The following is a 13,076-nucleotide window of genomic DNA, read 5'->3' on the forward strand; positions in this document are numbered from 1 at the left end:
ATGAATTGAAAATTTTTCATGAAAATTAGCATTTCCTTGCAAAAGCGATTAAATTTAGCTCTTGTCATCTTTACAATCAATCTAACGTTATGGAAAGAAGAAAATTCCTGCAAAACGGCACACTTGCCGGTATTTCTGCGCTCGCGCTGGGCAGTACCGGCAATACGGCGCAGGCCGCCGCCCCAGCCAGTACCAGCGATGCAAAAGGGAAACCGTTTAATATGAACTATGGCCCGCATGATGGCATGTTTAAAAACAGCGCCGGCAGCGATTTCCTGGATCAGATAAAATATGCTTACGATCAGGGATTCCGGTCTATTGAAGATAACGGGATGTTAGGACGCCCCGCCGCCGAACAGGCTAAGATCGGTGAGTTGCTGAATAAACTAGGCATGACCATGGGCGTGTTTGTAGTAGATACCGGCAACAACTGGAAAACTTCGCTAACCACCGGCAAACAGGAGTTTAAAGATGCCTTTATCAAAACCTGTAAAGAAAGCGTGGAAACCGCCAAGCGCTGTAATGCCAAATGGGCAACAGTAGTGCCGGGGTATTTTGAACGCAATCTCCCGATAGGCGTACAAACCGCCAACGTAGTGGATGCACTGCGCAGTGGCGCAGAAATATTTGAGCCACATGGCCTGGTGATGGTGCTGGAGCCGCTGAGCGACAACCCTGACCTGTTTCTCCGTACTGCAGAACAGAGCTTTGAAATATGTAAGGCAGTGAAAAGTCCCTCCTGCAAAATATTATACGACATCTATCACATGCAGCGCAACACCGGCAACCTGATCCCTGTAATGGATTGGTGCTGGGACGAAATTGCGTATATCCAGATAGGTGATAACCCTGGCCGCAAAGAACCCGGCACCGGGGAAATCAATTATAAAAATATCTTTAAGCATCTCCATAAAAAAGGATACAAGGGTGTACTGGGTATGGAACATGGTAATGCCAGCCAGGGAAAAGAAGGCGAAGCTGCCCTGATCAAAGCATACAGAGACGCAGATAGCTTCCTGTAAAAGAATTACGAATTGGGAATTACGGATTTGTGGGTAGATAATAGCAAATGATCCTACCAGCAAATCCGTAATTCGTAATTCCCAATTCGTAATTCTTTTTTCGTTACCTTAACTAGTAAAAATAATCTGCTATGGGTTTCCTGATCCGTATACTAGTTAGTGCATTAGCTGCCATGTTAACCGCCTACCTGCTAAACCCCGCAGTGAAGGTCGACAGCTTTGTAACAGCGTTGATACTGGCTTTAGTGCTGGCTTTGTTAAATGCCCTGGTAAAACCAATTCTTATTTTTCTTACGTTTCCTGTAACTATCATTACACTGGGACTCTTCCTGTTTGTTATCAATGCCCTGATCATTTTGCTGGCTGCCAAACTGGTGCCTGGATTTAAAGTAGATGGGTTCTGGTGGGCATTACTTTTCAGTATTGTGATGACTATCATCAACAGTATCATGATAAGCCTTGCCGGCGGCAACAACAAAAACAACAACGACTAGCATTTCGCTTTACTGCCAGTTAAAAAAATAACCCATGCATTTTGATCGGTCGGACCTGAGCAATGCACAATTAATATCTTTCTATAAAGCCCTGGTTTATCCCCGGCTTGTAGAGGAAAAAATGCTGTTATTACTTCGCCAGGGGAAAATAAGTAAATGGTTTTCCGGCATAGGCCAGGAAGCAATTGCGGTAGGCGCTACCCTTGCACTGGATACCGACGAGTGGATTATGCCGCTGCATCGCAACCTCGGTGTATTTACCACCAGGCAAATGCCCCTCGACAAACTACTCCTGCAATGGCAGGGCAGTGAAAATGGCTACAGCAAAGGGCGCGAGCGTTCTTTTCATTTTGGCAGTAACCTGCATCATATCTGCGGAATGATTTCTCATCTGGGGCCTCAACTGTCTATCGCCGACGGTATTGCGCTGGCATACCAGTTAAAAAAGGAAAAAAAAGTAGCCCTCGCCTTTACCGGCGAAGGGGGAACCAGCGAAGGAGAATTCCATGAAGCATTGAATGTGGCAGCCGTATGGGGGCTTCCCGTTATATTTCTTATTGAAAACAATGGCTACGGGCTTAGCACTCCTGTAAGCGAACAATATCATTGTGCCAGCCTGGTCGACAAAGCCATCGGGTATGGCATGGAAGGCGTACAAATAGATGGCAACAACCTGCTGGAAGTATACCAAACCATGCGTACCGCCCGGGCTTATGCCATACAGGAACAGAAACCGGTGTTAATAGAGGCCATGACCTTCCGCATGCGTGGCCACGAAGAAGCCAGCGGCGTAAAATACGTGCCTCCTGCCCTGTTTGAGGAATGGAGTAAAAAGGATCCTATTCTTCAATACGAAGCATGGCTGCAGGAAACACATCTTCTTGCTGCTGCCGATATCGCCCGTATCCGCGATGAACTGAAACATGAAATTGAAGCGAATGTAGCCCGTGGACTGGTTGAGAAGCCTGTTATTGCCAACACTTCCAATGAACTAGGCGACCTGTATGCTTCCGCACCCGCCGTGGTGGCCGCCGAAGGAGTATCTTCCGAAAAAAGGTTTATCAACGCAATTTCCGAAGGGTTAAAACAAGCCATGGAAATGCATCCTGAGCTGATCCTGATGGGACAGGACATTGCCGAATATGGAGGCGCCTTTAAAATTACAGAAGGCTTTGTGGAGCTTTTTGGGAAAGAGAGGGTACGTAATACGCCGCTCTGTGAAAGCGCCATCCTGGGCGCTGCGCTGGGGCTGGCTATCGGCGGCTTCAAAAGCGTGGTAGAAATGCAGTTTGCCGATTTTGTTACCTGTGGCTTTAACCAGATTGTCAACAACCTGGCTAAAATACATTACCGCTGGGGCCAAACCGCCGACGTGGTGATCCGCATGCCCGCCGGAGGCGGTGTTGGCGCGGGGCCGTTTCATTCTCAAAGCAATGAAGCCTGGTTTACCCACATTCCTGGTTTGAAGGTGGTATATCCGGCTTTTCCGGAAGATGCCAAAGGCCTGCTCACCGCCGCTATCGCCGATCCCAACCCGGTGATGTATTTCGAGCATAAGGCCCTTTATCGCAGTATCAGCAGCTATGTACCGGAAAACTACTACTCTATTGAAATCGGAAAAGCCTCTCTAATACAATCGGGCGACGATATCAGCATTATTACCTACGGAAGCGGCGTTCACTGGGCCATGGAATACGCTACCCAACATCCGGAAATATCCATCGGCATCCTCGACCTCCGTACCCTGCTGCCACTGGATTATACGGCTATCCGGGCCATAGTGGCGGCAACCGGCAAAGTGCTGGTGCTCCATGAAGATACCCTCACCGGCGGGTTTGGCGCCGAAATCAGCGCCTGGATCGCGGAACACTGCTTCCATTTACTGGACGCCCCCGTAATGCGGTGTGGCAGCCTGGATACCCCGGTTCCTTTTGCAGGTGCGCTGGAAAAAAATTTTCTCGCCAAATCAAGACTGGGGGCCTATATACAGCAATTAATGGCATGGTAACAACCCCATTGATTGGGAATTTGCCCCGAAAGTTTTAATTTGCATCCGGAATAAAATAAAATCATTATACTATGTTGACGAATCTTTTAACAGTAGTACACACCACTAACTTTTATAAAGTTGGCGATAGTATTGGTCACTTCTTGGCGCCTGTAGCCATTATCGTTTTTGCTGCTATGTTTATATACGCCTGGGTGAAGTACGCAAAAATCTAACAACATCCGCTTTTTCACATCGCACTATATAACAAAAAGGCTTCCTGTAACGGGAAGCCTTTTTTGCTTTCAGCCATTGGCAACCAGCTTTTAGGGCGCTGATGCCTGGACCAGTTATATTTATATCAGATCATTGCTTAAGATCGGGACCGCTTGTTAACTTATTCTTCCTCTGGCCGGATGTATTGATTATAGTATTGTTCTGTACAGCGCAGGTTTTCTTCGTCAAAGCATACCAGTATCACTTCCTCCATCTCGGGATGCTCTTCCAGGTATTTTACAATAGTGCCCATCGCAATAGATGCCGCTAGTTCTTTAGGGAAGCGATAAATACCCGTGCTAATATTAGGGAAAGCAACCGATACCAGGTGATGCCTGGTGGCCAGCTCCAGCGAATGCTGGTAACAATTGGCCAATAATACTTCTTCATTGCGGCTGCCATTATTCCATACGGGGCCAACCGTGTGAATAACATGTTTTGCCGGCAACCGGCCCGCGGTGGTAATAACCGCCTCTCCTGTTTTGCAACCTCCCTGGCGGGCTACAATTGCTCTGCAGTCGGCCAGTATAGCTGGGCCGCCTGCACGGTGAATAGCGCCATCCACACCGCCACCACCTAACAGAGAGCTGTTGGCTGCATTAACAATGGCGTCTGCCTTGATCCGGGTAATATCGCCCTGGATAATCTTGATTTTTCTGAATGCCATGGGTTATACTGTTCTTACATATACCAGCTTCCCGGTTTTTTTGCCGCTTTCCCGGATATCAATTTCAAAATTGGGAAAGCTTTTCAACAACTGCAACAGCTTATTAAAACCGTAGTTACGGGCATCAAAATCGGGTTGTTTCTTCAGCAACAGGTTACCCAGTTCTCCCAGGTAGGCCCATCCATCTTCATCCGCAATATCGTTTACGCTGGTAGATAATAGCGTGATCAATTGTTTATCCGCTTTACTGATGCTGTTTCGTTTTCCTTTGGCAGACTTAGGTTTGCCGGTATCGGTATCCGCGTCGGCATCTGTATCCGTTTTCTTTCTGACCTGTAATATTTCCAGGTAAATAAATTTATCGCAGGCCGCCCTGAACGCGCTGGGCGTTTTTTGCTCTCCCATGCCGTATACTCTCATCCCTGCTTCCCGCAGGCGGGTGGCCAATCGTGTAAAATCGCTGTCGCTCGATACCAGGCAAAAACCATCTACCCGCCCGGTATATAAAATATCCATGGCATCAATGATCATGGCCGAATCAGTGGCATTTTTCCCGGACGTATAACTGTATTGCTGAATGGGCGTAATGGCATAATCCAACAACACACTTTTCCAACCCACCACAGTAGGCTTGGTCCAATCGCCATAAATTCTTTTAAAGGTTGGGTTGCCATATTTAGCCACTTCTTCCAGCATACCCTTTATATTATGATAAGGTATATTGTCGGCATCAATCAGTACCGCGAGGCGGAGGTCACTCGTTGTATTATCCATTGTGTTTGTTTTTGGGATGAATGGGGTGACACTAGCAAATGTAGCCAATTACTGAAAACTAAAAACGTGTTGACTACAGTAATTGAACTGCTGCCAACACGTTTTTTATAGCAAGAAAAATTTATTTGAGATATGAACGTATCATCCAGGCCAGTTTGAGGTGTTTCTGCATCATTTGTGTAGCAAAATCAGCAGCGCCTTTGTCCTTGTACTTTTCGTCAAACTCATCGATCAGTCTGCGTAAATTGCGTATAATCGTTTCGTGATCATCCAGCAATTCCTGCAATTGCTTTTTCTGGTCATTGGAGTATTCAGATTCCAGCAGGTTGGTGAGCTTTAATACATCTGCGTAACGGCCTTCTGCATAATGCCCGATGGAACGGATATATTCCGCTACTTCATCGCCATACTCTTCCAGCTCTTCATATTGCTCTTCATAGAACTTGTGCATTTCCATGAAATTAGTGCCTTCTATATTCCAGTGAGAATTACGTGTTTTAGCATAAATCAACAGTTCATCTGCCAGGACCTTATTCAACTCCAATGCGATTTGTTTTGTGTTTTCTGCTGAAACACCAATATTTACTTTCATATCATTGAATTTTTTTGGTTATTTAAATTTACAACTTTGGGAGATAGCTAATTATGATGGTTGTCATGATTTAACAACCGGTTAATATAAACAGGCGATCCCCTGTTTTTGTTCTCGCTTTCCCGAAGACGCAATTACTTTGCTAAAATTGTACCATAGTTCCTAATTTTGCAGGCATGTATCAGTCGTCAGATAAAATTTACAGTCTGCATTTTATCCTGCTTTGTTTAAGTAATGCCCTCTTCTCTGCCAGCTTCAACATGATGATTCCTGAGCTGCCGGCATATCTCACCCAGATGGGCGGGGCGGATTACAAAGGATACATTATCGGCTTGTTTACCCTGATGGCGGGGCTTTCCCGTCCATTCAGCGGCAAACTGACCGACACTATAGGACGAGTACCTGTGATGATTTTCGGATCACTGGTATGTGTAGTTTGTAGTTTGATATACCCGCTCATCAGTTCAGTAGGTGCTTTCCTGTTATTGCGATTCTTTCATGGATTTTCCACAGGTTTTAAACCTACCGGAACAGCCGCCTATATATCCGATATGGTACCGGTAACACGGCGTGGTGAGGCGATGGGAATGGTTGGCTTGTTCAGTACTATTGGGATGGCCATGGGACCTGCCATTGGCGGCTACGTGGCAGTACGATGGAATATTAATGTCCTGTTCCAGCTGTCGGCCGTTTTCGCGCTGTTATCTGTGGTAATACTGATCGGCATGAAAGAAACACTTGTAAACAAACAACGGTTTCGTTTTTCTTTACTGAAGATCTCTGCCAATGAAATTTTCGAACCACTGGTATGGTCGCCAGTGATCATTACTTTCCTTACCTATTTCAGCTATGGCGCTATACTCACCATCATCCCCGACTTCAGCGCATTTCTGGGTATCACCAATAAGGGCGTATTCTTTACCTTCTATACCGGGAGCTCTATCGGCATCCGTTTGCTGGCGGGCAAAGTATCTGACCGCTATGGCCGGGTACCGGTTCTAAAGATCTCCGCTATCCTGATGGCCGGTTCCATGCTGATGATGGGACTTGCCGGCAACGGTACTCTTTTACTTGCGGCGGCAATAGTATATGGTATTTCCGTAGGGCTAAACTCTCCTGCTGTTACAGCCTGGACGGTAGACCTGGGACAACCGGAACACCGTGGCCGCGCACTTGCCAGCATGTACATTGCCATGGAAGCCGGTATAGGGCTGGGCGCGTATCTCTCCGCATTTATCTATCACAACCAGTCTGCAAATTTTCCCATTACTTTTTATGTACTTGCAGGTATCACACTGTTGGCAACACTGTATCTGAGTTTCGTATATAAACCCAGGAAAGTATCCAACGCTGTTATGTAAGCATCATAGTATGTTGCCTGGTCAAAGTGTTCGCTTTATTCTGCAGCAGGATCCAACGCATAGTCTTGCCCGTTCTCCTCTATAGCTGTTTCTGCATCAGTACTTTCCGCAGGAATCACCGTGATGCCTTCTTCTTCTAACGTTTGTTCCTGTGTCATTTCTCTCGGCAGCACTTTCTTATTATCCAGTCCCAGCTTTCGCATTCTTTCTGCCCTTCCGACCAGGTTCCCATTGCCGGATATCAGTTTGTTCATGGCGCCGTCGTACACATTCTGGCTGCGTTTCAGATGCTCTCCTATCAGTCCCATATCTTCGGCGAAACCAACAAATTTATCATAGAGCGCACTGCCTTGTCTCACAATTTCTTCCGCGTTTTTATTCTGTTTATCGAGCCGCCACATGTTATCAATTACACGTAAAGTGGCCAGCAATGAGGGCACGCTGACCAGTATGATCCTTTTACGGAATGCAAAGTCATACAGATCTTCCTCCTGTTGCATGATGGCCAGTGCATACGCCGGTTCGATCGGAATAAACAACATGACAAAGTCGGTCGTGTTTTTATAAAAGGTATGATAGGCCTTAGCGCTTAGTTCACTGATATGGTTCCGGACGGATTGCAGGTGCATTTTCAATGCATACTTTTTATCGTCTTCGGTACTGGCACTGCAATACTGCTCATAGGCTTTCAACGATACTTTAGAGTCGATCACCAACTGCCGGTTTTCCGGCAACTGCAATACTAGGTCCGGTTTCCGCAGCTGCCCCGTTTCATCACGTTGTGCATCCTGGGTAAAATAATGCACCCCCTTTTCCAGGCCAGAGGCCTCCAATACCCTTTCCAGGATCATTTCTCCCCAGTTGCCCTGTTTTTTGGTATCCGCTTTCAGCGCGTTGGTAAGGTTATTAGCTTCTTTGGACAAGGTTTGATTTAACAGCAACAGGCGTTGCAGTTCGTTTTTCAACTCTGTACGTTGTGTGGTTTCTGCCAACAGTGATTGCTGCACACTACTGCGGAAGTTGTCTATTTTTTCAGACAACGGTTTCAGCACATCGTCCATTTTTACTTTGTTCTGCTCCATAAAAGTACCGGAGATCCGTTGCAACAGTTGCTGGGCGGTATTCTCAAACTGCACTTTAAATTCCTGCTGTACCTGTTGCAGGCGTTCCTTCTCCCCGCTCAGCTGTTGCTGCAGGTATTTATTCTGCTCCATGAGGCGTCCCTGCTCAGACATCAAAACGGAAAATTCTTCGTTTATCCGTTCCAGTTGCTGCTGCTTTTCCTTTACCAGCATAACTTTATCGTCCAGCATGCTTTGCAGGTAATCCTGTTTTGCCTCCAGGAGATGGTATTTCTCCAGCTGGGCCGCATTACCTGCCTGTAATACAGCATAGTCGGCCTGCGCCGCACCCAATTGCTGCGCATGGGCCGCTTCCTGTGCCTTCTGTTGCTGTTTCGCAGCGAACAGGCTATACCCGAGCACAAGCAAACTGATTCCCGAAATAATCAATAGTATCAGCATGATAATCTTCTCCCTGAGCAATAATAAGTTTTTTCTACGCACTGGATCTGCGTGGTGAAATTTGTCTTATTCAGGATTAGACTGATTTTGTTGATCAGACTGATTTTTTTCCTTGACGATTTAAAAAAAGATTAGCGAAGAAAAAAGCGCATAATCGCTTCTATCTTCGCTAATCTTTTTTAAATCAAAATATTATTAAAAAATCAGTCTAATCCTGAATAAGACAAATTTACAGGCGCTCATACAGCTTACGCAGTCTTTCCCGCGTCATGATCTCCTTCCAATCCTTTCCCAGCGCATTTTCCCATAGCGGCGCCATACCCAGCGATACATTGATCATAGTATCAAACTGTTCATCAGTCAGCCCCCGGGTAATACCCTGTGGTATTTCAATGTTATGTTTCTTCACCATTTCCTTGAACTTTACCACCCCTTCAGGGTAAAATTCTTCCAGCTTATCAAACACAATACAGTTACCAATACCGTGCTTGGTCCCCAGCAGGTAAGCCAAACCATAGCTCACCGCATGCGCCACCCCCACCTGGGAATAGGCGATACTCATACCACCGGCATAAGACGCCATCATCAGTTTCTCATCTGCATCAGCGTCCCAGGTTGTTTTCCGGAGGAAAATTTCTTCGCACAGCTCCTGCGCTTTCTCCCCGTACGACTTACTAAACGCATTCAGATAGGTGCCCTGTAATGATTCCACGCAATGGATAAAGCAGTCCATAGCCGTATAAAAACGCTGGTTTGCTTCTACTGTGCTGGTCAGAGATGGATCCAGCACGATCTGATCAAACGGTGTAAAATCAGAGTTCATACCCAGTTTACGGGTAGGCCCGGTTAATACGCAGGTACGGCTAACTTCCGCACCCGTGCCCGAAATAGTGGGAATACCCACCTTATATACCCCTGCAAACTTCACCAGGTCCCAGCCCTGGTAATCAGCAGAAGAGCCCGGGTTGGTCATCATCAGTGATACCGCTTTGGCCATATCCATTACAGAACCACCACCAATACCAATGATACCGGATACGGTGCCAAACTCGGCCTGCAGCTCATCACGGATCTTGTCAACTGTTTTGGTTTTTGGTTCATCGGTTACATCAATCACCACTATCTTATCCTTGCCCTGTAACGGGATACGGGACAAAAACGCCTGTTTATCCTGGAAATACTCATCCACGAAAAATATCATGGGAGCATCACCTACGCGCCTGGGGGCCAGTATTTCGCCCAGCTGATCAAAACATCCGCTGCCGTAAACTACGTAGTCCACCATTTTAAAATTCCTGAATTTCATATATCCCTGTTAGTTAGATGTTATAAAAGTTTCGATGCCTTTACCAGGTCTTCCGGTGTATCAATTTCCACGCCCATGTAAGAGGTCACCACCATTTTCATGGGGATCCCATTTTCCAGGTAGCGCAAACATTCTATTTTCTCTGCCGCTTCCAGCGGTGTTACCGGCATTTGCGTAAAGTCCAGCAACGTTTGCTTCCGGAAGGCATAAATACCGATATGCTCGTAGTATACCGATTTAATGTCTTTGTTACGCGGATAAGGAATAACTGAACGGGAGAAAAATAACGCGTTGGAGTTTTTATCCACCGCTACTTTCACGTAGTTGGGATCTTCAATAGATGCCTGCTCTTTGAGCTCCTGCATCAGGGATGCTACCTGCACTTTTTTCCCCTCTTCTCCTTCAAAAACTTTTAACAGTTTCTCCAGTGGCTCTTTCTGGGTAAATGGTTCATCTCCCTGTACATTCACCACAATATCCACCTCCATATCTGCAACGGCTTCGGCTATACGATCAGTTCCGCATTCATGCTCCTTTTTGCTCATGACTGCTTTGCCGCCGTTGTTCACAATTTCATTGTAAATAAGGTCACTGTCTGTTACCACCATCACGTCGTCAAATACGCCTGTTTTCACCGCCGATTCATAAGTACGCAGGATCACTGTTTTATCACCCAGCTTCGCCATCATCTTACCGGGAAAACGGGAAGCGCCATAACGGGCAGGTATCAACGCTATTTTTCTCATGCCATATGGTTTTACCTGCAAAGGCGCAAAACAGCCATCACTGGCTATATTACGCCTTTGCCAGAAACTTTATAATACGCTTTTTACAGCTTTCACCAGCTTGTCTGCCCTTTCCTGGATTTCAGCAGCACTCCAGCCAAGATTAATTGGCGTGGAAATGTTTCTGCCGATAATAGCATCGGAAGCGGGGAATTCTTTGGTTTTATAAACTTCCATCGCCTGTTTCAGCTCTTTTGCGAAAGGCGTTAATACTGCACCCTCTTTGAAATGCTGCCACTGGCGGATGTAATGCCAGTTATTATCGTAATAATGGAATGCTGCCAAACCGGCTGCTTTCATGGCAGCTGCTGCTTTCGACGCCTGGGCTGTTTCCGGCAGGAAGAACGACAGGAATGTAGCGCTGTCGCCCGCTTCATCCGGCAAACGGCGGAAAGTAACCCCTGGTACGGCAGCCAGTGCATCCTTAAAGATCTTCTTGGTTTTACGCTGTATTTCCAGGAAGGTATCCAGCTTGCGGATCTGGGCCAGGCCCACCGCAGCATGCAACTCGGAAATACGGTAGTTGTAACCGATAAAAGGATGCAGGTCAGCGCCACGGTCCACGCCAAGATGGTCATGACCATGGTCCGTATAACCGTCGCATTTAGTGTATATATCTTTGTTGTTGGTAATGATCGCACCACCTTCTGCGCAGGTGATGGTTTTTACAAAGTCAAAGGAGAAAGTTCCCGCATCACCGATGGAGCCTAAGGCTTTGCCTTTATAGGATGCACCGAAAGACTGGCAGGCATCCTCCAGCAGGAAGAGATGGTGCTTTTTACAGATGGCCTGTAAAGCGTCCAGATCAGCCATGGCTCCGCACATATGCACCGGCATTACTGCTTTGGTACGTGGTGTAATAGCGGCTTCCACTGCTTTTGGATCAAGGGTAAGGGTATCGTCCACATCTACCAGTACAGGGGTTGCGCCAACGGAAAATACCGATTCAAAGCTGGCAACAAACGTAAAGGTGGGCATGATAATTTCATCACCGGCGCCCAGTCCCAATGCTGCCATCGCCGTAGTTAAAGCAGCGGTGCCACTGGAGGCCAACTGGGTATACTGTACATTCAGTTTATCGCAAATGGCCTGTTCCAGCTCCTTTGCTTTCCAAATGCCCTTACGCGGACCGTCAAATCCGTAACGCATCATAATACCAGTTTCCAGTACGTCGTTTACTTCTTTCCTTTCCTCGGCTCCAAATAGTTCATATCCGGGCATAAACTGTTGATTTTAAAATATAATTGTAAGTGATGTTTAAAAATAGTGCTGCAAAGTTACTATAATCAGAGTTGGGTTACATCGGAAAAACTGTTTATCTTTTGCTAAAAATTTAACATGCGTTTTATCTTGTTCCTTACTCTGTTGGGCTCATTGGCGCTATCGCCCTCCCTGTCTGCTTCTGCACAACAGGGCGATCGGCAAAAAATTACGGCCCTTATGGACGCCCAAACATCCGCCTGGAACAAAGGGGATATCAACGGCTTTATGAAAACCTACTGGCAGTCGGACTCTTTACTCTTCATCGGTAAAAACGGCATCACCTATGGCTGGCTGGCTACGCTGGACCGCTACAAAAAAACTTATCCCGATGTAACGGCAATGGGTAAACTGGATTTCAAACTGCTGGAATTCAAGCCCCTGGCAGAAGGTATTTATCTCCTGGTTGGCAAATGGCATCTGCAGCGAACCATCGGCGATCTGCAGGGACATTTCAGCCTGGTACTGAAAAAGATAAATGGCGAATGGAAAATTGTTGCTGACCATAGCAGCTAAAAAAAACCATCCCAGGAATAGGATGGCCGCTATACACCACAACATTAAAGAAGTTTTGGTACTTCTTTAGATTAAGAAACGTAGGATTTTCATCGATATGATAATCTATTTATTGCTTTCTCTTTTTTGACGCTTCGCTGTCTCTGACAGCTTTGTTTTCCTCTTCCGGCGTACCCGACAGGTCGCCGTGCAGCGGGTTCCGTGTAGTGGTACCCTTGTCTTTATCAAGAATATCCACCGGCTTCTTTTTCCTTTGCATATCCGTTCCCGGTTTTTGCGCTATCGCACTCTTTTTCATGACGCCACTTTTTAAAGATGAAAAAACCAACCGCTAATGACTAAAAGCCAAAAGCTGGTTCGGCAAACATTATTCCATGCCGTTTTTGGGGCTTTTTGGAGGGCTTAGCGAACTGTGTCCGGGGCATCTCCTCCCCAACTACCTGATTCAGAGTGGGCAAGAAACACAACAGCCTGCCGCGGAAATATGTCAGTTGTGATTAACATTAGATTTAC

At 46.5% G+C, this 13,076-nt stretch carries 14 protein-coding genes; 6 read left to right on the top strand and 8 right to left on the bottom strand.

The window, feature by feature from the left end:
- Nucleotides 1–89: 89 nt before the first annotated feature.
- From KE626_RS00640 to KE626_RS00655, 4 genes are all read left to right on the top strand, one after another.
- Complete coding sequence (locus KE626_RS00640) at nucleotides 90–1,022, top strand: hydroxypyruvate isomerase family protein (protein WP_211970869.1); 933 nt, start codon at nucleotides 90–92, stop codon at nucleotides 1,020–1,022.
- 131 nt (nucleotides 1,023–1,153) lie between these two features.
- Entirely contained in the window at nucleotides 1,154–1,516 is a 363-nt protein-coding gene (locus KE626_RS00645; protein WP_211970870.1) for a phage holin family protein, read from the top strand.
- A gap of 34 nt (nucleotides 1,517–1,550) precedes the next feature.
- Nucleotides 1,551–3,524 (top strand): alpha-ketoacid dehydrogenase subunit alpha/beta, encoded by a 1,974-nt coding sequence (locus KE626_RS00650; RefSeq protein WP_211970872.1) that lies wholly within the window; start codon nucleotides 1,551–1,553, stop codon nucleotides 3,522–3,524.
- 71 nt (nucleotides 3,525–3,595) lie between these two features.
- Nucleotides 3,596–3,739 (top strand): hypothetical protein, encoded by a 144-nt coding sequence (locus KE626_RS00655; protein ID WP_211970874.1) that lies wholly within the window; start codon nucleotides 3,596–3,598, stop codon nucleotides 3,737–3,739.
- Between the two features lie 161 nt (nucleotides 3,740–3,900).
- Here KE626_RS00655 and KE626_RS00660 read toward each other — a convergent pair whose 3' ends face one another.
- The 3 genes from KE626_RS00660 to KE626_RS00670 form a co-directional block, all read right to left on the bottom strand.
- Entirely contained in the window at nucleotides 3,901–4,446 is a 546-nt protein-coding gene (locus KE626_RS00660) for an O-acetyl-ADP-ribose deacetylase (protein WP_211970876.1), read from the bottom strand.
- A gap of 3 nt (nucleotides 4,447–4,449) precedes the next feature.
- Nucleotides 4,450–5,220, bottom strand: coding sequence for an NYN domain-containing protein (locus KE626_RS00665; RefSeq protein ID WP_211970877.1), 771 nt, complete (start codon nucleotides 5,218–5,220; stop codon nucleotides 4,450–4,452).
- A gap of 121 nt (nucleotides 5,221–5,341) precedes the next feature.
- Nucleotides 5,342–5,812, bottom strand: a complete 471-nt coding sequence (locus tag KE626_RS00670; RefSeq protein ID WP_211970878.1) for a Dps family protein — start codon at nucleotides 5,810–5,812, stop codon at nucleotides 5,342–5,344.
- 176 nt (nucleotides 5,813–5,988) lie between these two features.
- On the opposite strand from KE626_RS00670, the gene KE626_RS00675 reads away from it, so the two are divergent.
- Nucleotides 5,989–7,173 carry an MFS transporter gene (locus tag KE626_RS00675; protein ID WP_211970879.1) on the top strand — a complete coding sequence of 395 codons (1,185 nt, stop codon included), beginning with the start codon at nucleotides 5,989–5,991 and terminating at the stop codon, nucleotides 7,171–7,173.
- A 35-nt stretch (nucleotides 7,174–7,208) separates the two neighbouring features.
- On the opposite strand, the gene KE626_RS00680 is transcribed toward KE626_RS00675, so the two are convergent.
- From KE626_RS00680 to KE626_RS00695, 4 genes are all read right to left on the bottom strand, one after another.
- Nucleotides 7,209–8,717 (bottom strand): DNA recombination protein RmuC, encoded by a 1,509-nt coding sequence (locus KE626_RS00680; RefSeq protein ID WP_211970881.1) that lies wholly within the window; start codon nucleotides 8,715–8,717, stop codon nucleotides 7,209–7,211.
- 208 nt (nucleotides 8,718–8,925) lie between these two features.
- The gene (locus KE626_RS00685; RefSeq protein ID WP_211970882.1) at nucleotides 8,926–10,002 is read right to left on the bottom strand and encodes an iron-containing alcohol dehydrogenase family protein; all 1,077 of its coding nucleotides are present in this window, start codon (nucleotides 10,000–10,002) and stop codon (nucleotides 8,926–8,928) included.
- 20 nt (nucleotides 10,003–10,022) lie between these two features.
- Nucleotides 10,023–10,748 carry a 3-deoxy-manno-octulosonate cytidylyltransferase gene (kdsB, locus tag KE626_RS00690; RefSeq protein ID WP_211970883.1) on the bottom strand — a complete coding sequence of 242 codons (726 nt, stop codon included), beginning with the start codon at nucleotides 10,746–10,748 and terminating at the stop codon, nucleotides 10,023–10,025.
- A 69-nt stretch (nucleotides 10,749–10,817) separates the two neighbouring features.
- A complete protein-coding gene (locus KE626_RS00695) occupies nucleotides 10,818–12,008 on the bottom strand; it encodes a DegT/DnrJ/EryC1/StrS family aminotransferase (RefSeq protein ID WP_211970884.1) in 1,191 nt (396 codons plus the stop codon).
- A gap of 117 nt (nucleotides 12,009–12,125) precedes the next feature.
- Between KE626_RS00695 and KE626_RS00700 the strand changes: the two genes are divergently transcribed.
- Entirely contained in the window at nucleotides 12,126–12,563 is a 438-nt protein-coding gene (locus KE626_RS00700) for a YybH family protein (RefSeq protein ID WP_211970885.1), read from the top strand.
- 109 nt (nucleotides 12,564–12,672) lie between these two features.
- On the opposite strand, the gene KE626_RS00705 is transcribed toward KE626_RS00700, so the two are convergent.
- A complete protein-coding gene (locus KE626_RS00705) occupies nucleotides 12,673–12,861 on the bottom strand; it encodes a hypothetical protein (protein ID WP_211970886.1) in 189 nt (62 codons plus the stop codon).
- Between the last annotated feature and the right edge of the window lie 215 nt (nucleotides 12,862–13,076).

This window comes from Chitinophaga hostae (assembly GCF_018224885.1).
Taxonomy (GTDB): Bacteria; Bacteroidota; Bacteroidia; order Chitinophagales; family Chitinophagaceae; genus Chitinophaga; species Chitinophaga hostae.